General features: G+C 50.7%; 14 protein-coding genes and 2 CRISPR repeat arrays. Of the genes, 8 read left to right on the forward strand and 6 right to left on the reverse strand.

Going from position 1 to position 26,154, the window contains the following annotated elements:
• The first annotated feature begins 154 nt into the window (after positions 1-154).
• From gltB to tnpC, 4 genes are all read left to right on the forward strand, one after another.
• Positions 155-4,747 (forward strand): glutamate synthase large subunit, encoded by a 4,593-nt coding sequence (gene gltB / locus J1836_RS13665; RefSeq protein WP_207251679.1) that lies wholly within the window; start codon positions 155-157, stop codon positions 4,745-4,747.
• A gap of 18 nt (positions 4,748-4,765) precedes the next feature.
• Positions 4,766-6,256 (forward strand): glutamate synthase subunit beta, encoded by a 1,491-nt coding sequence (locus J1836_RS13670; RefSeq protein WP_207251680.1) that lies wholly within the window; start codon positions 4,766-4,768, stop codon positions 6,254-6,256.
• A gap of 77 nt (positions 6,257-6,333) precedes the next feature.
• Positions 6,334-6,891, forward strand: coding sequence for a YqiA/YcfP family alpha/beta fold hydrolase (locus tag J1836_RS13675; protein ID WP_207251681.1), 558 nt, complete (start codon positions 6,334-6,336; stop codon positions 6,889-6,891).
• A gap of 276 nt (positions 6,892-7,167) precedes the next feature.
• Positions 7,168-9,290: direct repeats of the CRISPR family, unit length 37 nt; unit sequence ATTCTCCCGGCTTTATTAGTCGGGAGTGGATTGAAAC.
• Positions 9,291-9,391: 101 nt separating this feature from the next.
• Positions 9,392-10,969, forward strand: coding sequence for an IS66 family transposase (gene tnpC / locus J1836_RS13680; protein ID WP_242632653.1), 1,578 nt, complete (start codon positions 9,392-9,394; stop codon positions 10,967-10,969).
• A 5-nt stretch (positions 10,970-10,974) separates the two neighbouring features.
• Positions 10,975-14,300: a CRISPR direct-repeat array (repeat unit 37 nt; unit sequence ATTCTCCCGGCTTTATTAGTCGGGAGTGGATTGAAAC).
• Positions 14,301-14,347: 47 nt separating this feature from the next.
• Here tnpC and J1836_RS13685 read toward each other — a convergent pair.
• Positions 14,348-16,642, reverse strand: coding sequence for a GumC family protein (locus J1836_RS13685; protein WP_207251682.1), 2,295 nt, complete (start codon positions 16,640-16,642; stop codon positions 14,348-14,350).
• A 195-nt stretch (positions 16,643-16,837) separates the two neighbouring features.
• On the opposite strand from J1836_RS13685, the gene J1836_RS13690 reads away from it, so the two are divergent.
• From J1836_RS13690 to J1836_RS13700, 3 genes are read left to right on the forward strand one after another with little or no spacing between them, the layout of a single operon-like run.
• Positions 16,838-17,836, forward strand: a complete 999-nt coding sequence (locus J1836_RS13690) for a GNAT family N-acetyltransferase (protein ID WP_207251683.1) — start codon at positions 16,838-16,840, stop codon at positions 17,834-17,836.
• A gap of 8 nt (positions 17,837-17,844) precedes the next feature.
• Positions 17,845-18,981 (forward strand): glycosyltransferase family 4 protein, encoded by a 1,137-nt coding sequence (locus J1836_RS13695; RefSeq protein ID WP_207251684.1) that lies wholly within the window; start codon positions 17,845-17,847, stop codon positions 18,979-18,981.
• On the forward strand, positions 18,978-19,811 hold the full coding sequence (locus tag J1836_RS13700) for a polysaccharide deacetylase family protein (RefSeq protein ID WP_207251685.1): 834 nt from the start codon (positions 18,978-18,980) through the stop codon (positions 19,809-19,811). The genes J1836_RS13695 and J1836_RS13700 overlap by 4 nt, the downstream gene beginning before the upstream one ends.
• Here the strand turns inward: J1836_RS13700 and J1836_RS13705 are convergent.
• Genes J1836_RS13705 through alaC form a run of 4 tightly spaced genes read right to left on the reverse strand, consistent with a single transcriptional unit; the run spans position 19,786 to position 24,432 of the window.
• The gene (locus J1836_RS13705; protein ID WP_207251686.1) at positions 19,786-20,478 is read right to left on the reverse strand and encodes a metal-dependent hydrolase; all 693 of its coding nucleotides are present in this window, start codon (positions 20,476-20,478) and stop codon (positions 19,786-19,788) included. The two genes, J1836_RS13700 and J1836_RS13705, sit on opposite strands and share 26 nt — an antisense overlap.
• A gap of 12 nt (positions 20,479-20,490) precedes the next feature.
• Positions 20,491-21,921: a threonine synthase gene (gene thrC / locus J1836_RS13710; protein WP_207251687.1), complete on the reverse strand. Its 1,431-nt coding sequence runs from the start codon at positions 21,919-21,921 to the stop codon at positions 20,491-20,493.
• 4 nt (positions 21,922-21,925) lie between these two features.
• Positions 21,926-23,236, reverse strand: a complete 1,311-nt coding sequence (locus tag J1836_RS13715; RefSeq protein ID WP_207251688.1) for a homoserine dehydrogenase — start codon at positions 23,234-23,236, stop codon at positions 21,926-21,928.
• A gap of 2 nt (positions 23,237-23,238) precedes the next feature.
• Positions 23,239-24,432: an alanine transaminase gene (alaC, locus tag J1836_RS13720; protein WP_207251689.1), complete on the reverse strand. Its 1,194-nt coding sequence runs from the start codon at positions 24,430-24,432 to the stop codon at positions 23,239-23,241.
• Positions 24,433-24,518: 86 nt separating this feature from the next.
• Between alaC and J1836_RS13725 the strand changes: the two genes are divergently transcribed.
• Entirely contained in the window at positions 24,519-24,890 is a 372-nt protein-coding gene (locus J1836_RS13725) for an Mth938-like domain-containing protein (RefSeq protein WP_207251690.1), read from the forward strand.
• Here the strand turns inward: J1836_RS13725 and rpoS are convergent.
• The gene (rpoS, locus tag J1836_RS13730) at positions 24,887-25,903 is read right to left on the reverse strand and encodes an RNA polymerase sigma factor RpoS (protein WP_207251691.1); all 1,017 of its coding nucleotides are present in this window, start codon (positions 25,901-25,903) and stop codon (positions 24,887-24,889) included. The two genes, J1836_RS13725 and rpoS, sit on opposite strands and share 4 nt — an antisense overlap.
• Positions 25,904-26,154 lie beyond the last annotated feature (251 nt).

A 26,154-nucleotide genomic window follows, 5' to 3' on the forward strand; every position in this document is an offset into this window, starting at 1 on the left:
CACGTCAAGACTAGGGTTTCGTTGGGTTGGCAACGTAGTATACGCCATATCATCATAAAGCCTTCTGTTCATATCGACAAAAACGCGCTAAGGTTCTAGCCCTAAACTGGCATTTTAGTCCATAATACTCACCCCTTTATCGCCTGAGACTACGATGAGATACACTGAACTACCCCCATCGCAAGGGCTTTACGACCCTGGCTTTGAACACGATGCTTGCGGCATGGGCTTTGTTGCTCACCTGAAAGGTGTTAAGTCACACCAGATCGTCCAACAGGCATTAAAAGTACTGACACACATGGAACACCGTGGCGCGTGCGGCTGCGAGGAGAATACCGGCGATGGCGCGGGCATTTTACTTCAGCTCCCGCACACGTTCCTTGCGGCAGAATGTAAGTCACTCAATATCAAATTGCCTGAACCCGGTCATTATGCCGTGGGCATGGTCTTCTTGCCACAAGATGCCGACGCACGCGCAGATGTTGCCACTCTGTTTGCCCGTATCGTGGAAGAAGAAGGTCAAACCCTGCTTGGCTGGCGCGATGTGCCCACCAATCCGACCCCGATTGGCAAAACCGCTCTCAAAGCCATGCCGTTCATCCGCATGGCTTTTGTCGCCAAATCCGATGATGTCGCCGCTGGTATTGCCTTTGAGCGCAAGCTGTACGTCATCCGTAAGCGCACCGAAAACGCAGTAGCGGCACTGCCGACAGGGCATGTTTACTTCCCTAGCCTGTCCTCGCGCACCCTTGTCTACAAAGGCATGTTGACGACTGAACAGGTGGGACAGTTCTACAAAGATTTAAGTAACCCGCGCATGGAAACCGCTATTGCGATGATCCATTCACGGTTTTCTACCAACACCTTCCCAAGCTGGGAGCGTGCGCACCCGAACCGTTACCTGATTCACAACGGTGAAATCAACACCATGCGCGGTAACGTCAACTGGATGAATGCGCGTCAAGGTGTTATCAAAACCGACGTATTTAACACCGAATTGAACAAACTGTTCCCGATTGTTAATCCGAACGGCAGTGACTCGGCGATGTTTGATAACACGCTGGAATTCATGTATTTGTCAGGCTACTCCCTGCCTCATGCCATGATGATGATGGTACCTGAGCCGTGGTCAAACCATGAAAGCATGAGCGCAGAAAAGAAAGCTTTCTACGAATACCACAGTTGCCTGATGGAACCGTGGGATGGTCCTGCGGCAATGGGTTTCACCGATGGTACGCTGGTGGGTGCAACGCTTGACCGTAACGGTTTGCGCCCTTCACGTTACTACCTCACTAATGATGACATGATCATTCTCGCCTCTGAAGTCGGCGTGCTGGATGATCTCGATCAAAGCACTATCGTTTCCAAACAACGCCTGCAACCGGGACGCATGTTACTGGTCGATACCGCACAAGGTCGCATCATTGCGGATGAAGAAATCAAGCTCCAGATGGCGACAGCCAAGCCTTACCAAGATTGGTTAGCCAGCAACTTGGTAGAAATTGCCGATTTGCCAGAAGCGCCCAATCATATCTTGCCAGAACACGAAACCTTGGTACAACGCCAAAAAATGTTCGGCTACACCTACGAAGACGTGCGCAAAGTACTCGTACCAATGGCATTAACCGGCATTGACCCGCTAGGTGCAATGGGCATCGACTCACCGATTGCGGTGCTCTCTAATCAAGCGCAGCCGCTATTCAACTACTTCAAGCAGTTGTTCGCACAGGTAACGAATCCGCCGATTGACTCTATTCGTGAAGAAATCGTTACCTCGGCGTACACCACATTGGGTTCAGAAGGTGACATTACTGCACCGAATGCGGCCAGTTGCCAACAAATCTTGCTAAAAACCCCTATTTTGGGTAATGAAGAATTAGCCAAGCTCACGCACATTCAACGCGAAGGCTTCCAATGCGTGACCCTACCGATTACGTTCCGTGCGCGTGAAGGTGAAACGGGTCTGGAAACCGCACTCGAACACTTGTTTGCGGCGGCTGACCATGCCATCGACAATGGTGCAAACTTAATCGTGCTTTCTGACCGCTTAGCGGATGCCGATAATGCACCGATTCCGTCGCTGTTGGCGGTCGCAGGCTTGCATCATCATCTGATTCGTGACGGCAAACGTACCCGTGTGAGCTTGATTCTTGAGTCGGGTGAACCGCGTGAAGTGCATCATTTCTGCACGTTGTTGGGTTACGGTGCGCAAGCAATTAACCCGTACTTAGCGTTTGAATCGCTTGGCGACTTGATTCGTGAAGGCTTGTTGCCCAACCTCAAGCACGAATACGCTATCCAAAAATACATCAAAGGTGTCACCAAAGGCGTGATTAAGGTTATGTCGAAAATCGGCATTTCCACGATCCAGTCTTACCGTGGTGCGCAAATCTTTGAAGCGCTGGGTATCAATAAAACGGTCATCGACAAGTATTTCACTGCTACCGCCTCGCGGATCGGTGGGATCGACTTGAATATCATCGCCAAAGAAGCCCTGATGCGTCACCAATTGGCGTATGACCACCACGATGCGGAACAACGCTCGCTAAAAGCGGGTAACGTGTTCCAGTGGCGGAACGAGGAAGAAGAGCATCAGTACAACCCTGCGACCATTTACGCTTTACAAAAAGCCGTAAAATTGGGTGATTACAAGCTGTACAAGCAGTACAGCAAGCTGATGCACGAAGATGCGGAAGTGAAATTCAACCTGCGTAACTTGCTCGACTTTAACTATGCCGAACAGCCGTTGCCACTGAGCGAAGTCGAATCGGCGCAAAGCATCGTGAAGCGTTTCAAATCCGGTGCAATGTCGTTCGGTTCAATCAGCCAAGAAGCGCACGAAGCCTTAGCAATTGCGATGAACCGCATGGGCGGACGTTCCAACTCCGGTGAAGGCGGCGAAGATCCAGCACGCTTTATTCCTGATGCGAACGGCGATTCCCGCAACAGTGCCATTAAGCAAGTCGCATCCGGTCGTTTCGGCGTGACCAGTTACTACCTGAATAACGCCGAAGAAATCCAGATTAAACTGGCACAAGGCGCGAAACCGGGTGAAGGCGGGCAGTTACCGGGTAAGAAAGTTTATCCGTGGGTTGCGCGTGTGCGCGGTACAACACCGGGCGTGGGTTTGATTTCCCCGCCACCGCATCACGACATTTACTCGATTGAAGACTTGTCACAGCTCATTCACGACCTGAAAAACGCCAATAAACGCGCACGGATCAACGTCAAGTTGGTATCTGAAGTCGGTGTTGGCACCATCGCGGCGGGCGTTGCTAAAGGTAAGGCGGATGTCATCCTGATCTCCGGCTACGACGGCGGCACAGGTGCTTCTCCGAAAACCAGCGTACAACACGCCGGTTTGCCGTGGGAATTGGGTCTGGCAGAAACGCATCAAACCTTATTGCTCAACAACCTGCGTAGCCGCGTGCGTCTGGAAACCGACGGCAAGCTGATGACCGGACGTGACGTAGCAGTGGCGGCATTGCTAGGTGCGGAAGAATACGGCTTTGCGACGCTACCATTAGTCGCATTGGGTTGTGTGATGATGCGCGTTTGCCATCAGGACACTTGCCCAGTCGGTATCGCAACCCAAAACCCTGAACTGCGCAAGAAATACGCTGGCGACCCGCAATACGTGGTTAACCTGCTGATGTTCATCGCCGAAGAGTTGCGCGAATACATGGCGAAACTCGGCTTCCGCACCATTGATGACATGGTAGGCCGCGTCGACAAACTGCGCCAAGGCACGGCGGAAGGTCACTGGAAAGCCAGCACGGTGGATTTGAGCAAATTGCTGCACACGCCGGAATTGGAAGAATGCGACGGTATCCGCTGCATCCGTGCCCAAGATCACGGCATTGCGCAATCGTTGGATGAGCAGAAAATCCTGAAAGCGTGCCAACCTGCACTTGATAACGGCACTGCGGTGACGGCTGAGTTCGAGATCAAGAATATTGACCGCGTAGCAGGCACGATTACCGGCTCAGAAGTGACCCGTAAATACGGTGCGGCAGGTTTGCCAGAAGACACCATCCGCTTGAAGTTCAACGGTTCGGCAGGGCAAAGTTTCGGCGCATTCGTTCCAAAAGGCATGACGCTGGAACTGGAAGGCGATTCTAACGACTACATCGGTAAAGGTTTGTCTGGCGGCAAAATCATTGTGTATCCACGTAAAGATGCACAATTTGCGGCTGAAGATAATATCCTGATCGGCAACGTGGCGTTCTTCGGTGCAAGTGACGGCGAAGCCTATGTACGCGGTGTTGCGGGTGAGCGTTTCTGCGTGCGTAACTCCGGGGTACGTGTCGTCGTCGAAGGCACTGGTGACCACGGTTGTGAATACATGACCGGCGGACGTGTGGTGGTGTTAGGCAAAGTCGGGCGTAACTTCGGCGCGGGGATGTCCGGCGGCGTGGCTTACGTTTACGACCCTAGCGGCATTTTGGCAGTGAGCGGCAACACCGAAATGGTGGCTTACAGCCCACTGTCTGACGCTGACGAAAAGCTCGAAGTGAAAGCGATGGTCGAAAAGCACGTCCTGTACACCAGCAGTACACGCGGCAGCATGATCTTGGGCGACTGGGATAAGCACTCTGCTGATTTCGTGCGCGTCATGCCGAATGACTACCAACGGATGTTGGAAGCGATCAAGTCGTTTGAACAGCAAGGTCTGTCTGGCGAAGAAGCCTTGATGGCAGCTTTCACCGCAAACAATAGCGACGCCTCGCGTGTCGGTGGCAACTAAGGAATAAGGGTAACAATCATGGGTAAACCTACTGGTTTCATGGAATACCAGCGCGAGCTGCCAGCCGACCGCGCCCCGTTGGAACGTATCAAAGACTGGCGTGAATTCCACCTGCACTTCGAGCGCGAAGCCGAAAACCGCGAACAGGGCGGACGCTGCATGGAATGCGGCATCCCATTCTGCCAAACCGGCAAAATGTTGCCCGGTGGCGCGAGCGGCTGCCCTGTCCACAACCTGATTCCTGAATGGAACGATATGATTTATCGCGGGTTGTGGAAGGAAGCGTTTGAACGCCTGCGCATGACCAACAACTTCCCAGAATTTACTGGGCGGGTGTGTCCTGCACCGTGCGAAGGTTCTTGCACCCTCGGCATCAGCGAACCACCCGTCACCATCAAATTGAACGAAGTGTCGATTATCGACAAAGCGTTTGAGGAAGGTTGGATCAAAGCTGAACCGCCCAGCGAACGCACTGGCAAAAAAGTTGCCGTCGTTGGTTCAGGGCCTGCGGGTATGGCCTGTGCTGACCAGTTGAATAAAGCGGGTCACGAAGTCACGGTGTACGAACGTGCTGATCGCATAGGCGGCTTGCTGATGTACGGCATCCCCAATATGAAGCTGGATAAACAGGCAATCGTGCAACGCCGTGTCGACTTGATGGCAGCCGAAGGCATCCACTTCGTCACTGGCGTGGAAGTAGGTAAGGATGTATCCGCCGAGCAACTGCGTACCGATTTCGATGCGGTAGTGCTGTGCGCGGGGGCTACCCAACCGCGTGATCTGCCAGTGGAGGGGCGTAACCTCAAGGGCGTGCATTTCGCGATGGAGTTCCTGACAGCGAATACCAAAAGTCTGCTGGATTCCAACTTAGCGGATGGCAATTACACCTCTGCCAAGGACTTGGATGTGATCGTGATCGGCGGCGGTGACACAGGTACTGACTGCGTGGGCACTTCGGTACGGCACGGCTGCAAATCCGTGACGCAACTGGAAATCATGCCGCGTGCGCCGGATGCGCGTGCCGCTAACAACCCTTGGCCGGAATGGCCGCTAGTTCACAAGATTGACTACGGTCAGGAAGAAGCAGCGGCGGTGTTCGGGCGCGATCCGCGTGACTACCTCATTTCCACTAAGAAACTGGTCGGCGATGAGAATGGTCATGTGAAAGAAATCCATACCGTCGGGGTGCGCTGGGAACAAGGTGCAAACGGGCGCATGAATTTGATCGAAGTCGAAGGCACGGAAGAAGTGTTGCCTGCGCAATTAGTGTTGCTAGCAATGGGCTTTACTGGCCCTGAAAAGACGCTGATTGACGCGCTGACTTTGGCAACTGATCCGCGTGGCAATGTTCAAGCTGATTATGGCAAGTATGCCACTAACCTGCCGGGTGTGTTTGCTGCGGGCGATATGCGCCGTGGACAAAGCCTCGTGGTGTGGGCGATCAATGAAGGTCGTGAAGCAGCGCGGGAATGTGACCGGTTTTTGATGGGTAAGACTTACTTGCCGTAAGACTACCCCTCACCCCATCCCCTTGCAGGGTCGTCCCTCAAGGGGAGAGGGGGCTAATAATCCCTTAGACGAAATCTATGATTCTCTACATTCACGGCTTCAACTCCTCCTCTGCTGCCGACAAAGCGCAGGATCTGAAACACTGGCTTGCTGCACGCGGGCGAGCATTCGAATGGATTTGCCCTGACCTGCCCCACCACCCTGCTGAAGCCATCGCTTTACTCAGTCACCTTATCGAAACAGCCGACACACCCCCGAAACTCATCGGCAGTTCGCTCGGTGGTTTCTACGCGAGTCATTTGCTGACGCGCTACGACCTGAAAGCCGCATTGATCAACCCCGCCGTGCATCCCGGCTTATTACTGCGCCCAATTGTCGGTACAGTGCAAAAATACTGGCACAGCGACACCACCTACACCTTTACACAACAACATGTGGATGAATTGATTGCACTGGATCAGCTTGCCCCCGCCAAGCCACTCAATCAATTACTGCTCCTAGAAAACGGCGATAAAACCCTCGCTTGGCAAGATGCTGCCAGCTATTATCGTGACGCGCACCAACTGATTTTTCAGGGTGGTAATCACGGTTTCACGCGCTTCAAAGCGGTACTCGATCTGATCGACCAGTTCTAACATTAACCAGTAGGATGTAGAGGCATATATCCCGTTCTTTAACAAATGAGTAAAGAAGCCTTTTTGCAAGTTTATGCTATAATGAACGCTGAAGTGTATTGCGCGAACCCTTAGCTATGGCGAATCTGCTGGGGATTTCGCGGAATCGTAACCCTTTGATTTTACTTGGACTAAAACCATGAACTCTCGCCGCGAACCATTCATCACTCTCCCGCCCTATCGGTTCGCGCAAACACGTCAAAAATCTCTTGTATTTTATGCCCTTACATTTGGGCGATTCTCCCGGCTTTATTAGTCGGGAGTGGATTGAAACGACAACGGCGGCGATTGTTCCGCCCCATGCCGCTATTCTCCCGGCTTTATTAGTCGGGAGTGGATTGAAACTAAAAACTGACCTTGGTTACTATTGAACGCACTGCATTCTCCCGGCTTTATTAGTCGGGAGTGGATTGAAACTGCTTGGAATAATTCCACCGACTGCTTTGCTTCCGATTCTCCCGGCTTTATTAGTCGGGAGTGGATTGAAACATCACCAGATGATGAAGGCGTAGGCAATGGTTTTATTCTCCCGGCTTTATTAGTCGGGAGTGGATTGAAACAAACAGAAAACAGACTTGAAGCAACAATGCTATTATATTCTCCCGGCTTTATTAGTCGGGAGTGGATTGAAACGGTTAGGTTTCGGTCAGCTTCTGGGATGACCTGAAATTCTCCCGGCTTTATTAGTCGGGAGTGGATTGAAACAAAGTGCCGGGTACTGACCTTGCCAGTAGCGGTAAATTCTCCCGGCTTTATTAGTCGGGAGTGGATTGAAACCCCAGTATGAGATCAATGGTCTGCGCAAGCTCTCGATTCTCCCGGCTTTATTAGTCGGGAGTGGATTGAAACAACCCCAATGCCGGGGTGAAACGCAATATTTCCAGATTCTCCCGGCTTTATTAGTCGGGAGTGGATTGAAACACGGTCGGTTTCGACGGCACTTGCGTGCTGGAGCGATTCTCCCGGCTTTATTAGTCGGGAGTGGATTGAAACAGGCAATGCCACGGGAACACTCACCGCAGCGGCTATTCTCCCGGCTTTATTAGTCGGGAGTGGATTGAAACGTCGATGTGGCGGTGATTTGAGCCGCGTGGGCGATTCTCCCGGCTTTATTAGTCGGGAGTGGATTGAAACCTGCAAACGCAATACCTCAATTACGGGATGCGCGATTCTCCCGGCTTTATTAGTCGGGAGTGGATTGAAACTTGATAGTCGCCCCGCAACGGTGTTGGAAGCACCATTCTCCCGGCTTTATTAGTCGGGAGTGGATTGAAACCTATTATTAAGTTGACAGGGTTGTTATGCCCTGATTCTCCCGGCTTTATTAGTCGGGAGTGGATTGAAACCAAATCAACGCCTTTGTGATCGGCGACGACCACGACCATTCTCCCGGCTTTATTAGTCGGGAGTGGATTGAAACTACTGCTACAATCGTAAAAGGGGTAACGACTGTGATATTCTCCCGGCTTTATTAGTCGGGAGTGGATTGAAACGAGTCCATGTCCAAGGCGGCGAAGGTGCTGAACCTGATTCTCCCGGCTTTATTAGTCGGGAGTGGATTGAAACACTGGGCAAACCCACCAGCATGGTTAGTTGCAGCCATTCTCCCGGCTTTATTAGTCGGGAGTGGATTGAAACCTAATCACTAGCTGATTAAAAAACAGCGGTACTCAAATTCTCCCGGCTTTATTAGTCGGGAGTGGATTGAAACACCGCAGACAACCAATACGGCACACCGTAAATGATTCTCCCGGCTTTATTAGTCGGGAGTGGATTGAAACCCCTCAGTTGCATCGCTCGCAGTATGTTGCGCTGTATTCTCCCGGCTTTATTAGTCGGGAGTGGATTGAAACATCTGCGCTCATGGTCAGTTGCCGCGTTTGCAATTATTCTCCCGGCTTTATTAGTCGGGAGTGGATTGAAACCACTTTGCCCGCGAGGCGATTGTTGACGCGCTGAAAAATTCTCCCGGCTTTATTAGTCGGGAGTGGATTGAAACCACGACGGACGACGCGAAAACGCGCCGCCCGTGAATTCTCCCGGCTTTATTAGTCGGGAGTGGATTGAAACCGCCAGATCTTGCCAAGGCCATTAAAGCGGTGTTGGATTCTCCCGGCTTTATTAGTCGGGAGTGGATTGAAACGCATGGAGATAACCGCCCAATGAAACCGGGGAATACTATTCTCCCGGCTTTATTAGTCGGGAGTGGATTGAAACAGCGTAGCGATGGCGCGAGCATCAAGGGTAGGTGATTCTCCCGGCTTTATTAGTCGGGAGTGGATTGAAACCAAGATGCGTCAGCGATGGGCGGCGGTGTTTCCCCATTCTCCCGGCTTTATTAGTCGGGAGTGGATTGAAACAAGCTCTATCGCCCGAACCCGAATGGCACGTTGGACATTCTCCCGGCGTAACTGAACAGTCCCCCCTTACCCAAACGCACTAAATTTGCGACACTCCCCCGATGACCCAACAACTGAAAGACCACAGCCTCAAACAGCTTAACAGCCAGTACCTTGCCAAGCTCACGCCGGAGGAACTGCTGCACCTGTCGACCAAGTTGTTGCATGACCTGAAAGAAGCGCGGGAACAGATCAACCAAAACTCCAACAACTCCTCCAAACCACCCAGCAGCGGTTTCCCGTGGGAAACGTCACCCAAAACGGTGGCTTTGCCCGAAACAGAAGGGGTGGGTGCAGCCAGAGGAAAGCCAACCCCGGAACCAGAAGCTGTGGCGGGCACAAAGCCAGCCCAACCAGCCAAACGCAAAGCGGGTAAACAACCCGGCGCACCGGGTTATGGTCGGGTATGGCATCCGCCCATCAATGCAGACGAACACCATTACCCCAGCCGATGTGAAGCCTGTGGCAGGTCCCTGGATGCGGCTGTCTCCCGTATTTATACCGCCTATGACAGTGTGGACATCCAGTTTGGCACGGATGGGAACCCCGGACTGACCGTCATCACCACCCGCCACCACCTTCACGATAGCGTATGCACCTGCGGTCATGTGAGCCGCCATATCCCGCATCGCCAAGCTCCCGACCCGTTATACCCGGAGGTTGATGTGGGCGAGTGGCGGCTGATTGGGGGCAATCTGGCGGCACTTATTGTCCACCTACGGCTGCGCTCACGCTTGTCACTGCGTGGCACACAAGAACTGTTGCGGGAGGTGTTGGGCATTCCCCTAAGTGTCGGGGTGTTGCAGCAATGTTTTGAGGAAGCAGCCGCGAGTGCTTCTCCATTGGAAGATGCCTTGGTGGAAGGGCTGTTGGCAGAAGCCACCGCTGACGGCGGGGTGCTGTATATTGATGAAACCTCTTGGAAAGAGCGTGGCGAAGCCCTGTGGCTATGGACATTCGTCACCACCCTCAGCGTTTGTTTCTACGTAGGGCAGCGCACCATTGAAATGCTCGACAACGTGATTAGCCCCCACTTTGGGGGCTGGCTGATGAGTGATGGCTATGCCGCTTACCGCCACCACCCCAAACGCTTGCGTTGCTGGGCGCACCTGATCCGCAAAGCCCGTGGGCTGGCAGAATCACTGGACAAAGACGGGCGGACGTTTGGCAACTTCACCCTCGCTTGGCTGAGGGTATTACAGGACGACATTTACGCTTGGCGGGCAGCAGGCGGCACGGTGGGGACGCAAACCGACGTGATCCGTCAACGCCATCAGGCAAAACTCCTGGAATTCAGGGCATTATGCTTGATCCATGCCGTATCTGCCCATGACAAGACGGCGGCACTGGCGAAAGAGTTCATCAATGATTGGGATGCCATTTTCCGAATCCTTGACCACCCGTGGCTTCCCTTGACCAATAATGAGGCTGAGCGGGCGTTGCGCCATTGGGTGATCCTGCGCAAAACCAACCATGGCACAAAGAGTGCTACGGGGAGCCGTGCGTTTGCCATGCTGGCCAGCATCATCGGTACTTGCCGCAAACGTGGACAGTCTGCCTTGGCTTATCTTGCCAGTGTTATTACCGCTGCCCGCGCTGGCTTTGCCCTGCCCGCTTTACCGCAAGGGGTGGGGATGTGATCAATTACCTCCCGGCTTTATTAGTCGGGAGTGGATTGAAACATCGGGCATGTATTCATCATTGACCAGCGTACCGCATTCTCCCGGCTTTATTAGTCGGGAGTGGATTGAAACATACAGCTTTCCTGCAATCTCTGCGCCATTGGCTATTCTCCCGGCTTTATTAGTCGGGAGTGGATTGAAACATTGGCTGTAATTGCGTTAGCCGCAATTTTATCAGTAGATTCTCCCGGCTTTATTAGTCGGGAGTGGATTGAAACCCAAGATTAATTGCCACCATTATCCGACCCTCTTAATTCTCCCGGCTTTATTAGTCGGGAGTGGATTGAAACGCCGAATACCGTCTTGGATGTCCTGAAAAATTTATTCTCCCGGCTTTATTAGTCGGGAGTGGATTGAAACCTGCGCGTGATCATTTCGGGCAGCGGTTTTCCCATTCTCCCGGCTTTATTAGTCGGGAGTGGATTGAAACAGATGGTCTATTACCGCCGCAAGGCAGTATCTGTCATTCTCCCGGCTTTATTAGTCGGGAGTGGATTGAAACATCCAGCAGGATCACACCGCATTCGACCATACCATTCTCCCGGCTTTATTAGTCGGGAGTGGATTGAAACTTCTGTAATTACTCTGTCATTACCTGTCATTACATTCTCCCGGCTTTATTAGTCGGGAGTGGATTGAAACGGCATCAAGAGTTTCATCACTCAAGCGCTCAAGCTGATTCTCCCGGCTTTATTAGTCGGGAGTGGATTGAAACACTAGCCTTTACATATACGTAACTTAATACTAAATATTCTCCCGGCTTTATTAGTCGGGAGTGGATTGAAACATACGGTAACTGGGGAACTAACGCCTGCCCCGCGATTCTCCCGGCTTTATTAGTCGGGAGTGGATTGAAACAACACTTGACCGTCTGTGCCAGCACTGCCAGCGGATTCTCCCGGCTTTATTAGTCGGGAGTGGATTGAAACGGTGAGCAATGCGGACTTGGTGCGGTCGGTTAGCAATTCTCCCGGCTTTATTAGTCGGGAGTGGATTGAAACCGTCTACGCCGCCAGATTGACGACTCGCACGCCGAATTCTCCCGGCTTTATTAGTCGGGAGTGGATTGAAACTTGCACCAGTTGCACGAGGATTGACTGGCGCGACTCATTCTCCCGGCTTTATTAGTCGGGAGTGGATTGAAACATGACCCCTGCCGACCTGTTTGCTGGCGCATCCAACATTCTCCCGGCTTTATTAGTCGGGAGTGGATTGAAACCCATATTGTAATGGCATTTGATCACTACATGGATATTCTCCCGGCTTTATTAGTCGGGAGTGGATTGAAACCAGATCATGGGCAATAACCACGCCGCTTGTGGGTAATTCTCCCGGCTTTATTAGTCGGGAGTGGATTGAAACTTGCCTTCCCTTGAGAATGAAGCGGATACGGCGGGATTCTCCCGGCTTTATTAGTCGGGAGTGGATTGAAACCCGACTACATCACCCACCGCACAAAAGAGGGCGATTCTCCCGGCTTTATTAGTCGGGAGTGGATTGAAACAACTACTAAGCCGGAGCAATACCATGACACCTACAGCATTCTCCCGGCTTTATTAGTCGGGAGTGGATTGAAACCGCCTCCATTTGCATGTGGGGCCAGAAACCCAGATATTCTCCCGGCTTTATTAGTCGGGAGTGGATTGAAACATGATAGCCTGTCTCCTTCAAGTTGTAGGCTGTTGTATTCTCCCGGCTTTATTAGTCGGGAGTGGATTGAAACCTTCAAGGTCGCCATTGGCGCGGCAACCTGTTCCAATTCTCCCGGCTTTATTAGTCGGGAGTGGATTGAAACTCTGCCAACTGATTGGGGTTGTCTATTCCCCTCATTCTCCCGGCTTTATTAGTCGGGAGTGGATTGAAACTCGCTAGCGGTGTCACCGTTGGCATTGTAGAGGCGCATTCTCCCGGCTTTATTAGTCGGGAGTGGATTGAAACGCATATCTCTCTGCTAGCCGTTCCGCCTCTGCTATTCTCCCGGCTTTATTAGTCGGGAGTGGATTGAAACCCAAGTCTTAGTGCGTCCAGCAAAAGCAAAGCAATATTCTCCCGGCTTTATTAGTCGGGAGTGGATTGAAACCTATGTGGAGTATATAGAAGGCTCAGGAACAATAATTCTCCCGGCTTTATTAGTCGGGAGTGGATTGAAACTTAACTTATTAAAGTTCCAGCCTATACCGGGTGACATTCTCCCGGCTTTATTAGTCGGGAGTGGATTGAAACAAGCGTGCAACGGAGTGGATGAAAAGCGAAGTTGTTCTCCCGGCTTTATTAGTCGGGAGTGGATTGAAACCTCTTGGCATAGTTGCGGCAATTGTTAATGAATGTTCTCCCGGCTTTATTAGTCGGGAGTGGATTGAAACCCACCGTGAAATAAACGAAGCCCTTTAGATCGAAATTCTCCCGGCTTTATTAGTCGGGAGTGGATTGAAACGTAAGAGTTTTAAACCTGTGGCGGCGGATAAAATCGTTCTCCCGGCTTTATTAGTCGGGAGTGGATTGAAACCAGTAGCGGCAATCCCACGAAATCCCCCGAAGAATTCTCCCGGCTTTATTAGTCGGGAGTGGATTGAAACACCGAAATTCCAACGCCTCCGATGTAATGACCTTTTCTCCCGGCTTTATTAGTCGGGAGTGGATTGAAACCCCGAATACGCCATGACCGACGACGGGGTAGGGCATTTTCTCCCGGCTTTATTAGTCGGGAGTGGATTGAAACCCTGAGTGGTTAGCAGAAGTTCCAGTCGCGGTGCATTCTCCCGGCTTTATTAGTCGGGAGTGGATTGAAACTTTAAACCACAATGAGGACTAACAACATGGTAGGTTTCTCCCGGCTTTATTAGTCGGGAGTGGATTGAAACCCTTTAACTGAGAGGACTACAACGATGAACCGCGATTCTCCCGGCTTTATTAGTCGGGAGTGGATTGAAACACGAGTAGCAGTGATGGTTACTTTGTCATACGGCTTTCTCCCGGCTTTATTAGTCGGGAGTGGATTGAAACTGAAACCAGTGGCATGACAACTCAACGGCTGCGATTTCTCCCGGCTTTATTAGTCGGGAGTGGATTGAAACACGCTGGTAATCATTGATACCGCTGGCAGGGAATCATTCTCCCGGCTTTATTAGTCGGGAGTGGATTGAAACTTTGGCTATAACCTTTGCGTCATCGAACTCAGTAGATTCTCCCGGCTTTATTAGTCGGGAGTGGATTGAAACTGCTGACTGATGCAGGATGGGAAGACTACTGCGAATTCTCCCGGCTTTATTAGTCGGGAGTGGATTGAAACACCAGCGATAACCGAATTTCCTGCAAAACGCCCCATCCTCATTTATTTTACGCAGGAGCGAGGTTTAAACCCTTGCGTTTGCTTTTCGTGGCTTTCGCAGCAGGTTTACTCGGAATTCGGGTTTGATAACGGTCATGGTAACGGTAATCCATCGCTTCTTCCTGCGATTTAACCATCAGAAAACCCACTACGTTTTGGCGAACGCGCCGCAATTGTTCGATTACCGTTATCAAGCGTTTACGATTAATATGGTCTTCGTCCGCCACGATCACAGTAGCTTCTGCCATTGAAGACAAATAAATAGCATCCGCAAAACCAGCCGTCGGTGGACCATCAATAATAATACTATCAAAGTGTTTGGTCGCAAGGTTCAACAACTGCGCCATTGCAGGGCTAGACACCATCCGCACCGGATCAGAAATCAACGTACCTGCCGTAATCAAATACAAGCCTTTCACTTCGCGAGAAGGGTGCGTCACTCCCGCAATATCGACTTCACCGCTCAAGAAATTGCTTAAACCGCGTGCATTCGGCAAACCTAATTTGGTGTGCACGGAGGGACGACGCAAATCCGCATCAATCAGCAAAACTTTCAAGCCTTGCTGGGCTTGGCTCAAGGCAATGTTCACCGCCGAAGTGGATTTACCTTCAGCGGGATTAACGCTGGTAATCAACGTCACACGCGGCGCCATCCCACCCGGTAACACAAAGCGTAAGTTAGCCGTCATGACCCGATACGATTCGGCTAACAACGACCCCGCATCACGCACCGTCGCCAGTGCCAGATTACTTTCCGATAAATGCCGCACATGCGGAATCGTACCTAATATCGGCAAACCGCTGAGCGCTTGCAATTCTGTCACCGATGCCACGCCTTGATTCAGGGTTTCGCGCAATAATGCTGCTCCAACGCCCAACATCAAACCGACCAACCCACCCAAAATCAGATTCAAAGCTTTTTTCGGGCGAAAAATATTATTATCCGGCGCTGCCGCATCCACTACACGAATATTGCTGCTGGTAACATTGGAAGCAACACTCACTTCCTTCATGCGCTGCAATAAACCATCGTACAAATTACGGCTGGTTTCCACTTCACGCTTGAGTGCATTATATTCAATGCTACGATCACGTAAATCGACTAATTCGCCTTTATAGCTCTCTACTTCTGCCCGCAAATCATCTTCCAACTTCTTCGCGGAAATATAATCAGCTTGCCGAATAGTCGCATCTTCCGCTTGTAAGGACTGTTTCAAACCACCCATTTCACGGTTTAACTGTCCACGCACTTCATCAATACGTTCTTGCAAACTCACCATATCGGGGAAAGCGGGTTTAAAGAGCTTAAGCTTTTCGCGGTATTCTGCTTCCAATGTGGCCAGATTTTGCTTCAGGCTTTCCACCACGGGGCTATTTAGCACTGCATGGGCATTGGTACGTTTACGTCCTTGAATCATTTGGCTTTCTGCTTGAATACGTGCCCGTTCAGCCTCGCCTAACGCAGAATACAACTCGTCTAATTTGCGTTCTTGACTCGACTGACTATTATTGACTTCCAGAATATTATTTTGCTTAGCGTACTCAATTAATTTTGCCTCCTGTAAAGTCAACCGCTGCCGCGCTTTTTCCATTTCTTGCTCTAGAAATTCTTTCGCATAGGTATCCGTTTCACTTTGGGAACTGATATTATCCTTGATAAACGCATTCACCAATGCATTCACAACATCAGCCGACAATACCGGATCAGGACTTTCATAAAACACTTTAACCAAATGCGTTTTTTCAATCGGCTCTACATACAAATGCTGAGAAAATAGGTCGGTATAATCCGCTGCTTCAGTGACTGTCTCAATCTTCGCTGGCAACAAAGGGGCAATCAATCCCTTGATAATGACTTTGAATGAACTCAATAAATTAAACGGTTCTGGACGTTCAAACAAACGGGTCTTTAAATCTAGCCCATCAATCACTTGTGCCGCTAACTTACGGCTTTTCAATTGCTCGTATTGCGTGCGGAAAAACGGGTCTTGCTCACCCATGTCTGGCGAAGCACTGCTCACCGTCCCAAAATTAACGACCTGCATACCCTCTTTTTCGATTTGGATCGTCGCACCCGCCCGGTATGTCGGTGGTGTTGTCCACGTCACATACGCGGTTAAGAGTAAAATAGACAGGGCGGTTAATAACAGCGTCCATTTTTGTCGCAGCAAACGCCGCCAAATATCCTCAAGCGTCAACGCATGAGGAGTAACCCCCATTACGGGCGCAGCAAAATACGGGGTAGGTACGCTGGCATGTAGGGGAGAATTCGTGACACTTTTTTTACTATTAACGGTTAACATAATTCTCTGCTGGAGATAATTGTTAGTATGGCTTTCATTCTCCACCAGCCACCGCCAGACCGCAAAGTTTAGCCTGCATTCGCGGAGGTTTTCTAGATAAGCGGATGTATCCTACCGTCGGTCTGCCGACACTAGCGTGTCTTTTCGCAAAACCATACAAATAGTGGATCATAAAAACAAAGACCCCTGTTGAACATGAGCATAACCATTACAACGGAGCACTCACCCACCTCAGTGGCGGTTGTGAGCGACATTTTTTCCAGCGCAACCTTTCGAGCCATTCTTGCCCGCGAATTTCGCTTGGAAGCCGTCAACGTGCTCATGCAAACGGATCAACAAACCTTTACTATTCCTGCGTTTCGCCGCACCACTATTCTCGGTAAACAAACCCTCATCATCGGTGCAGGTTTCGATAAAACAGGCGTCATACCTGACATCACGGTAGCGCAATATCCGCGTGTTATTGAGCAATTGACGCAAGCATTAGCAGCGACCAGCGTACGCTCCTTAGAAATCCGTACTACCATCCCCATTACTTGCCTGCCAGACACGGCGGATAAAGTGGAACTCAATATTGATATTGCACCCTCTGCCGAAGCGCTCTGGCATACGTTATCGGGCAACACCCGTAAAAACATCCGCCGCCCACTCAAGCAAGGATTTACCTCGGTGATCGGCTTGAACGCGCAATTGTTGGAAGAGTTTTATCAGTTGTATCGCGTGAGCCTGCACGATATTGGCAGCCTCCCGCATTCCAAACAATTTTTTCAAGATTTAACTACTCAGTGCGCCGCGCACATCGAAATTTTCGTGGGGTATATGGATGGTATTCCCGTGGTCTCCTCCGTCAACTTTGTGAATACAGATGAAGTATACGGCGCATGGTCAGGCATCCACACTGCTTACAAAAAGCATAACGTGTTCCTCGCCATGCTCTGGCAAATCGTTGAATATTGTAGCGCAAGTGGGCGTAAAACTTACAACCTAGGGCGCTCTTCCGCAGGCAGTAATCCCCACCAATTCAAGCTCAAACTCGCCACCCGCACCCACAAAATTTACTACTACACCATCGCGATTCAACCACCCCAAAAAGCACGTGCGGGGGTGCAAGATGCTGCGTCGTGGTTGATTCGCAACACGCCCGAAATAGTCATGGATGGCTTATCTCGCGCCCTGCTCCACAAATTTTATTGAAGCACACCATGAAAGATACTCGCTTAAAAATTCTGGAAGTTTGCACCGTCAGCAGTTCAGCCTACGCACTGGTTTTCCACCGGGCGCAAGCGTTAAATCAACGCCATGCGGGACAAATGCGCGTTGACGTCTTGTGCAGCGCGGGTGATGAAGTCGCCCTGATGCAGGCTCAAGGCATGAATGTAATCGTAGAAACGCTGCACCGCAGTTTAAATCCTTTGCAATTACTGCGTTCTGCATGGAATTTGCGCCGTGCCATTAAGCAAGGTGGCTACGATGCTGTACACCTGCACTTTGGCGTACCGGGGTTAGTGGGGCGTTTCCTTGCGTTTTTCGATCATAAAACCGTGTGGATTTATCAAAGCCACGGTTACAGCATTGCTGACAATACCAGCCCATTGGCACGCAAAGCCTATATCCTGATCGAAAAGCTGCTAAAAAAAACCGTGCGCTATTCGCTGTTCCAGTTGCTTGAAGACATGGTATTAGCACGTGAACACCACCTGCTCGATGCTGAACAAATGGTCTTTTTGGGCAACGGCATAGATATGCGCCGCTTTGTACCGGACTTTACCGCACGCCAAACCCCCACCACGTTTGGCATGGTAGCGCGGTTTGAACCCATCAAAAACCATGCTTTACTGCTGGATGCTGTGGAATTGCTGACCAAACAAACCCGTGATTTCAGGGTAAAATTGATTGGGCAAGGGCATTTAAAAGCCAACGTACAGGCAAATATTCAACAAAAAGGGCTGCACGATGTCGTCGAAATTGTCGAATACAGCAACGACATGCCCGCATTTTACCAAAGCATTGATGTCGGCGTACTCACCTCGTTTGCGGAAGGCATCCCGCGTGCATTGATCGAACCGATGGCATCCGGCAAACCCGTCATCTGCACCGATGTCAAAGGCAGTCGCGAAGCGATTATTGATCAGCAAACCGGCTTCAAAACGCCGATTGATTCCCCGCAAGCCCTTGCCGATCAGATGCTCTGGTACATCCAACACCCTGAACAACGTCTAGCAATGGGCAAAGCCGCTCGCGAACACGCCGTCAAACACTTTGCCGAAACCCGCATCCTCGACATTCTCAGCGACATCTACCTCACCTGCCACACGTCTCCTGTAGGAGCAACGGCATGATCTTCACCGCCGACATCGAAGACTGGCAACAATCGGTCTACGACTTTAACCGCGAAGTTTCCAGCCGCGTGGTGCGCAATACCAGCCGCCTGTTGGATATTTTGGACGCACACCACATCACTGGCACATTTTTCGTGCAAGGCATGGTCGCCGAAAAATTCCCGCAACTGATCCAAACTATCGCGCAAGCAGGGCATGAATTAGCCTGCCATTCGCACACACACCGCATGATTTACAACCTAACCGAAGCGCAATTTCGTGCCGAAATGCAGCGTTCTGTCGGCTTATTGGAAGACATCAGCGGTACAAAAGTGATCGGTTTTCGCGCCCCCACGTTTTCAGTGCGCGACGATATTCTCGACTGGTATTGTGATGCGCTGCACGAACAAGGGATTATCTACGACTCGTCGATTATGCTGGCAACCGTGCGAAGCTGTTACGGGTTTAGTGATGATGGCATTTTACAACGCATCGCAGCACGTGGTTTGGATTGTTATCCAATGAGCGTCAGCAAGGTATTCGGAAAAAACTTACCGGTGATGGGCGGCGGTTATTTCCGCATTTACCCGTATTGGCTGTCACGCTGGCTAGCCCGCGATTTGGATCATGCCACCAGCATTTTTTACATGCACCCGTATGAATTGGATACGCATGAATACCGTGAAGTATCACAACAGGTGGACATTCCGTTGAAAATGGCGGTACACCAATTTGCGCGACGCGGCAGCATCCAACCCAAACTGGATAAATTATTGCAGCATTATCCGTTTCATTCGTTTCGACAACAGTATTACGCCGCAAGCACTACGGCAGCAACCGCGCCCCAATAATCCTATACGTTTCAGGGCTGAGGAGCGTATCCCAAAAGGCGCGGGAATCAGGAACGATTGCCCACACAAACAAGGTAGCAATCACTAGTGCCGTGGATTTTTCACGCTTTTTCCAATCAAGGATTTTCAAGGCTGTGCCGAAAGAACGTTTGATTCTGGTATTCATGAAATCCACGCTGTACAACTCATCCAGCACCAAGTGCAGCACGAATCCCAAAAACACAAACAGCCCAAACAGCCACGCCATAAACGGTATTTCCCCCAGAACATGGAAGGCAAATGCCGTCGTCAACAACATGAAAAACAAGGCAGCGACTAGCGAATGGATCGAGCCACGGTGATTGGTATATTGATGAAATACCGTCCAAATCGGGAAACGAATTAACCCGAACGTTGCCAAACCCACACCCCATAATTCCACAATCGACAACGTATTTTTACTGGAAAACACCACCATGAAGGCAGCGATAATCCCAAATAACGCAAACATAATCCGGCTAGGGTAAGCATGTTGCAGGTCAATATCCGGCAAAATACCGCCAATTGTGCCGAGCAACGCCAATAATAAAGCTTCGCGTGGCTCGGCTAAACCGACTTGCAGGCAGAGGACAGACAATAAGCCTGCCCCCGCTGCTGCCACGGTAATGTGGGTGCTAAAATTAGCCATGATCTCGGCAGCTTACGCGGTTTTAGCCACAATAAACTGCTTAATAGCATCCGCATCCGCGCCCATGACTTCGAAACGCTGCGGCAAGCTTTCCAGATCGTTCATGCTGGCGGGTCGCACGGGATCACGCCCCAAGGCTTCGCGGATGGAATCTTCAAACTTCGCAGGCAAAGCCGTTTCCAGCACCAACATCGGCACACCTGCTTCACGTTGTTCCAACGCGACTTTCAAACCATCAGCGGTATGCGTGTCGATCATCACGCCATAGGTTTCAAAGGTTTGACGAATGGTTTGCATCCGATGCGTATGTGAACTCACCCCCGACTGGAAGCCAAACGCAGGCACTTGTGCAAACACGCCGTCCGCATTCAAATCAAACGCGCCGCCGTTATCCACTTCATTCCACAAACCGCGTACTTTGTCGCCATCACGCCCGACCAAATCGAACACGAAACGCTCAAAATTCGACGCTTTGGAAATATCCATCGACGGGCTGCTGGTATGGTAGGTATTCGCTGAACCACGCGGACGATACACGCCTGTGCGGAAAAACTCATCCAGCACATCGTTTTCATTCGTCGCCACAAGCAAATGCTTGATCGGCAAACCCATCATCCGCGCAATATGCCCCGCGCACACATTTCCGAAATTACCGGATGGCACGGCAAAGCTCACTTGCTGATCGTTTGAATCCGTCGCGGCAAAGTAGCCTTTAAAGTAGTACACAATCTGTGCTGCTACCCGCCCCCAGTTGATCGAGTTGACCGCACCAATCTTATGCGCCGCCTTAAACGCATGATCGTTGGAGACTGCTTTCACAATATCCTGACAATCATCGAACACGCCCTTGACTGCGATATTGAAGATATTTTCGTCTTGCAGGCTAAACATTTGCGCCGTCTGGAAACGGCTCATTTTGCCATGCGGCGACAGCATGAACACGTTCACGCCATGCTTACCACGCATCGCATATTCCGCCGACGAACCCGTATCACCGGAAGTCGCCCCCAGAATATTGATACCCTGCCCGGCTTTTGCCAACACGTATTCAAACAAATTGCCGAGCAATTGCATCGCCATGTCTTTAAACGCAATCGTTGGGCCATTCGACAAGCACAGCAAATGTAGATTCGGCTCAAGCGTATGCAGCGGGGTAATGTCTTCAGCATTTTCGCCGTCACGCACATTGCAATACACCTCAGCGGTGTACGTTTTGTCGATAATCGCCTTCAGATCAGCCGCAGGAATATCCGTCGCAAAGCGCGACAGCACCGCAAACGCCAGTTCGCGGTAATTCATGCCACGCATTTGTGTCAAATCATCCGCACTGAAGTGCGGATAGGTTTCCGGTAAATACAAACCACCATCAGGCGCAAGCCCACCCAGCAGAATTTCACTGAAAGATTGCGCAGGCGATTGCCCGCGAGTCGAAATGTATTTCATGTTATTAGCCCAAAGTCTCTACACGAATGCGCGTCACGCTGCTGCAAATCGTTTCCAACGCTTCAATCGCCGTAATGGCTGCGTCCATATTGCCTTCACGCACACGCTGCGTCAGCATGATAATGTCCACTTTATCCACACCACTGGTCGGCTCTTTCTGGATGAAGGCTTCAATGCTGATTTGACGTTCACCCATAATGCGCGTCACGTCTGCCAAGACACCGGGGCGATCCAGTGCACACATGCGCAGGTAAAAAGCGGTTTCCACTTCTGCAATCGGCAGAATCGCGGTATCCGCAAGCTGCGACGCTTGGAACGCCAAATGCGGTACACGGTTTTCGGGGTCAGCCGTCAACGCACGGGTAATATCCACCAAATCGGCCACCACAGCAGAAGCGGTCGGTTCTGCCCCAGCACCCGCGCCGTAATACAAGGTTGCGCCGACCGCATCGCCCTTCACCAATACCGCATTCATCACGCCATCGACACTCGCAATCAAGCGGCGTTGTGGAATCAAGGTTGGGTGAACCCGCTGTTCAATACCCGCCTCGGTACGTCGTGCAATCCCCAACAGTTTGATGCGATAACCCAATTCAGCCGCGTAGCTCACGTCTTCCGCAGTGATTTTGGAAATGCCTTCAGTGTAGGTTTGCTTGAATTGCAACGGAATCCCAAACGCAATCGACGACAAAATCGTCAGCTTGTGACCCGCATCAATGCCTTCCACGTCAAACGTTGGGTCAGCTTCGGCATAGCCCAAGGCTTGCGCTTCAGCCAGCACATCGCCAAAGCTACGTCCTTTATCACGCATTTCGGTGAGAATAAAGTTACTTGTGCCGTTAATAATACCTGCCAGCCATTCGATACGGTTGGCTGCCAGCCCTTCACGCACCGCTTTGATGACCGGAATACCACCCGCCACTGCCGCTTCAAACGCCACCATGACACCTTTAGCTTGTGCTGCTGCGAAAATCTCATTGCCATGCAACGCAATCAACGCCTTGTTGGCGGTAACAACATGCTTACCATTGTTAATCGCCTGCAACACCAAATCGCGTGCTACGGTATAACCACCGATCAGCTCAACCACGATTTGAATGTCGGGGTCATTCACCACCTCGAACGCGTCATGCGTCAAACGCACACTGCCTAAACCCAATTCTTCAGCACGGCTGAGATCAAGGTTTGCGGCGTAATCAATCACGATGCCGCGACCCGCGCGACGGGCGATTTCTTCCGCATTACGTTTCAATACAACGGCAGTACCGCCACCCACAGTCCCTAGCCCTAGCAGACCAACCTTGACGGGATCCATGCTCACTCCTTTAAACCTTGATCTTTACGAAACATTTGTTTGATATTGCGGATTGCCTGACGGGTACGGTGTTCGTTCTCAATCAGGCTAAAACGCACATGATCATCACCGTATTCACCGAAACCAATCCCCGGCGACACCGCAACTTGCGCATCTTTTAACAATTTCTTAGCGAATTCCAATGAACCCATTGCCGCATAATGTTCAGGGATTTTCGCCCACACGAACATACTGGCTTTCGGACGCTCGACCGCCCAACCGGCAGCATTCAACCCATCACACAACACATTGCGGCGGCTTTCATACATCGCGCTGATTTCTTGGACGCAATCTTGCGGGCCTTCCAATGCCGCAATCGCCGCAATTTGAATCGGCGCAAACATGCCATAATCCAAATACGATTTGATCCGCTCCAACGCTTTCACCAGCACAGGATTACCGCACATGAAGCCGACGCGCCAACCCGGCATATTGTAGGTTTTGGACAGGGAATAGAATTCCACCGCAATGTCTTTCGCCCCTGGCACTTGCAGGATCGACGGTGCTTGGTAGCCATCGAAGCAAATTTCGCCGTAAGCAATGTCGTGAATAACCCAGACATCATGCTCTTTAGCGACTTTGATCACTCGCTCGAAAAAGTCGAGTTCAACGCACTGTCCTGTCGGGTTGCCGGGGAAGTTGATGATCAACATTTTGGGCTTAGGCCACGAATTTTTAATCGCAGCTTCCAACTCCGCAAAGAAGTCCTTGCCTTCCACCAACGGCACATGGCGAATATCCGCATCTGCAATGATGCTACCATACGGATGGATCGGGTAAGCGGGGTTTGGTACAAGCACGGTATCACCACGGCTTAAGGTTGCCAGTGCCAGATGCGCCAAGCCTTCTTTCGAGCCGATGGTGACAATCGCTTCGGTTTCGGGATCAATATCCACGTCAAACTTGCGCTTGTACCAATTGCTGATCGCTTTGCGCAAACGCGGGATGCCACGCGACATCGAATAGCGATGCGTGTCGCCCCGTTGCGCTGCTTCCACCAGTTTGTCTACAATGTGTTTGGGGGTCGGCTGATCGGGATTACCCATCCCGAAATCGATAATGTCCTCGCCCTTGGCACGGGCTTCCCGCTTGAGAGCGTCCGTGATTTTGAAAACGTAGGTCGGAAGCCGGTTTATTCTTTGGAAATCGTCCTGCACGGTTCTATGTCCTGATTGCTAATGCCAGTCACATTACAATTCACCATGCAGGCTGTCAATTACCGATACAGGCTAAGGAAGCGCAAATGAAGTTCAGCGAAGACATGGGTGGGGCAACCTACCGTATTACGGGTTATGGCGAAGCGTGGGTAGCGGTCAATTATGAACGCTTAACCAACAGTTTTCTGATTGGCTCGCAAACCTTGATCAGTGATTGGCAACCGCAAACACTCGCCGAACTGCAACCAGCACACTTGGATGCCTTATTTGCCATCGGTGCTGAGGTTATATTGATTGGAACGGGGAAAAGTCAGCAACTCCCGCCAGCAGAAGTTTGGAAAACCTTGGTGCAACACGGGGTGGGATTTGAAGTGATGACCACCGCCGCTACTTGCCGCACTTATAATGTATTGTTGTCGGAGGCAAGACGCGTCGCAGCAGCATTTTTTGTCGATTAATGCAGACCCAACAGACTCTCACCAGACAAGCCTTTATTTTCCAGAATCCGGCGCAAACGTTTGAGGGCATCCATCTGAATTTGGCGAACCCGTTCGCGGGTCAAGCCCAGCGCTTCACCGACCTGCTCCAGTGTTGCGCGTTCGTGACCATGTAAACCAAAACGGCGCACAATCACTTCTTTTTGCTTGAATTCCAACTGACCTAACCAATTATCGACGGATTGGGTAATGTCTTCATCTTCCAATTTGCTATCCGGCTCATCACTAGTTTCTGCGCTGACGAAATCAACCAGCGGACTATCGCTGTCTTTACCCACGGTAACATCCAACGAGGTAATCCGTTCGTTGAAATCCAACAATTTGCGCAATACTTCGATGGGTTTATCCAACGCTTCGGCGACTTCCGGTAAAGACGGCTCATAACCCAACTTTTGCGTCATTTCCCGCACTTTACGCATATAAGCGTTTAATTCTTTATTAACGTGAATGGGCAAGCGAATCGTGCGTGTCTGGTTCATCAATGCACGTTCAATATTTTGACGAATCCACCACGTGGCATACGTTGAAAACCGGAAACCGCGCTCTGGGTCAAATTTTTCCACCGCATGGATCAAACCTAAATTACCTTCCTCAATCAAATCGGGCAAAGGCAAACCACGTCCCATATAACGACGCGCAATTTTCACGACCAAACGCAAATTACACGTAATCATTTTCTTGCGACCAAACTCATCCCCATCACGGGCAAGACGCCCATACAAAATCTCTTCCTCCGGTGTCAATAACGGCGAGCGTTCAATTTCACGCAAATACATCTGGGTGGCATCCACTTCACCAGCGGAAACGGACGTATTGATATTTTCTTTAAGAATTAATACTTCATCAATATCTACTGCATCATCAGTGATGCTTTCATCTTCAAGATCATCTTCCAATTCAGTGACATCCAATACATCAGCGGACACGAAGGCAGTAACTTCCTGACTATGTACGTGGGTCTGTGGTCTTGACATTCTTGAGACTCCTTTTTCTATAAAGGTCATGAAACCTTTTGGGGTGTTATCAGCATTATGTCGACACATTAGCACAATTCCACATCAACGAGAAGACCTTAACGCAAACTTAACGAAGCATACAAGCAATTGATTTTAAAGGAATCATGCTATCAATAAATAATTTTGATTAAAAGTTAATCTGAACGCAGACTGAACACTAGAATGATATTTTATGTCAAAACCCAATGATTCATTCACTCAACAGAATC

This window comes from Thiothrix fructosivorans, from assembly GCF_017349355.1.
GTDB lineage: Bacteria > Pseudomonadota > Gammaproteobacteria > Thiotrichales > Thiotrichaceae > Thiothrix > Thiothrix fructosivorans.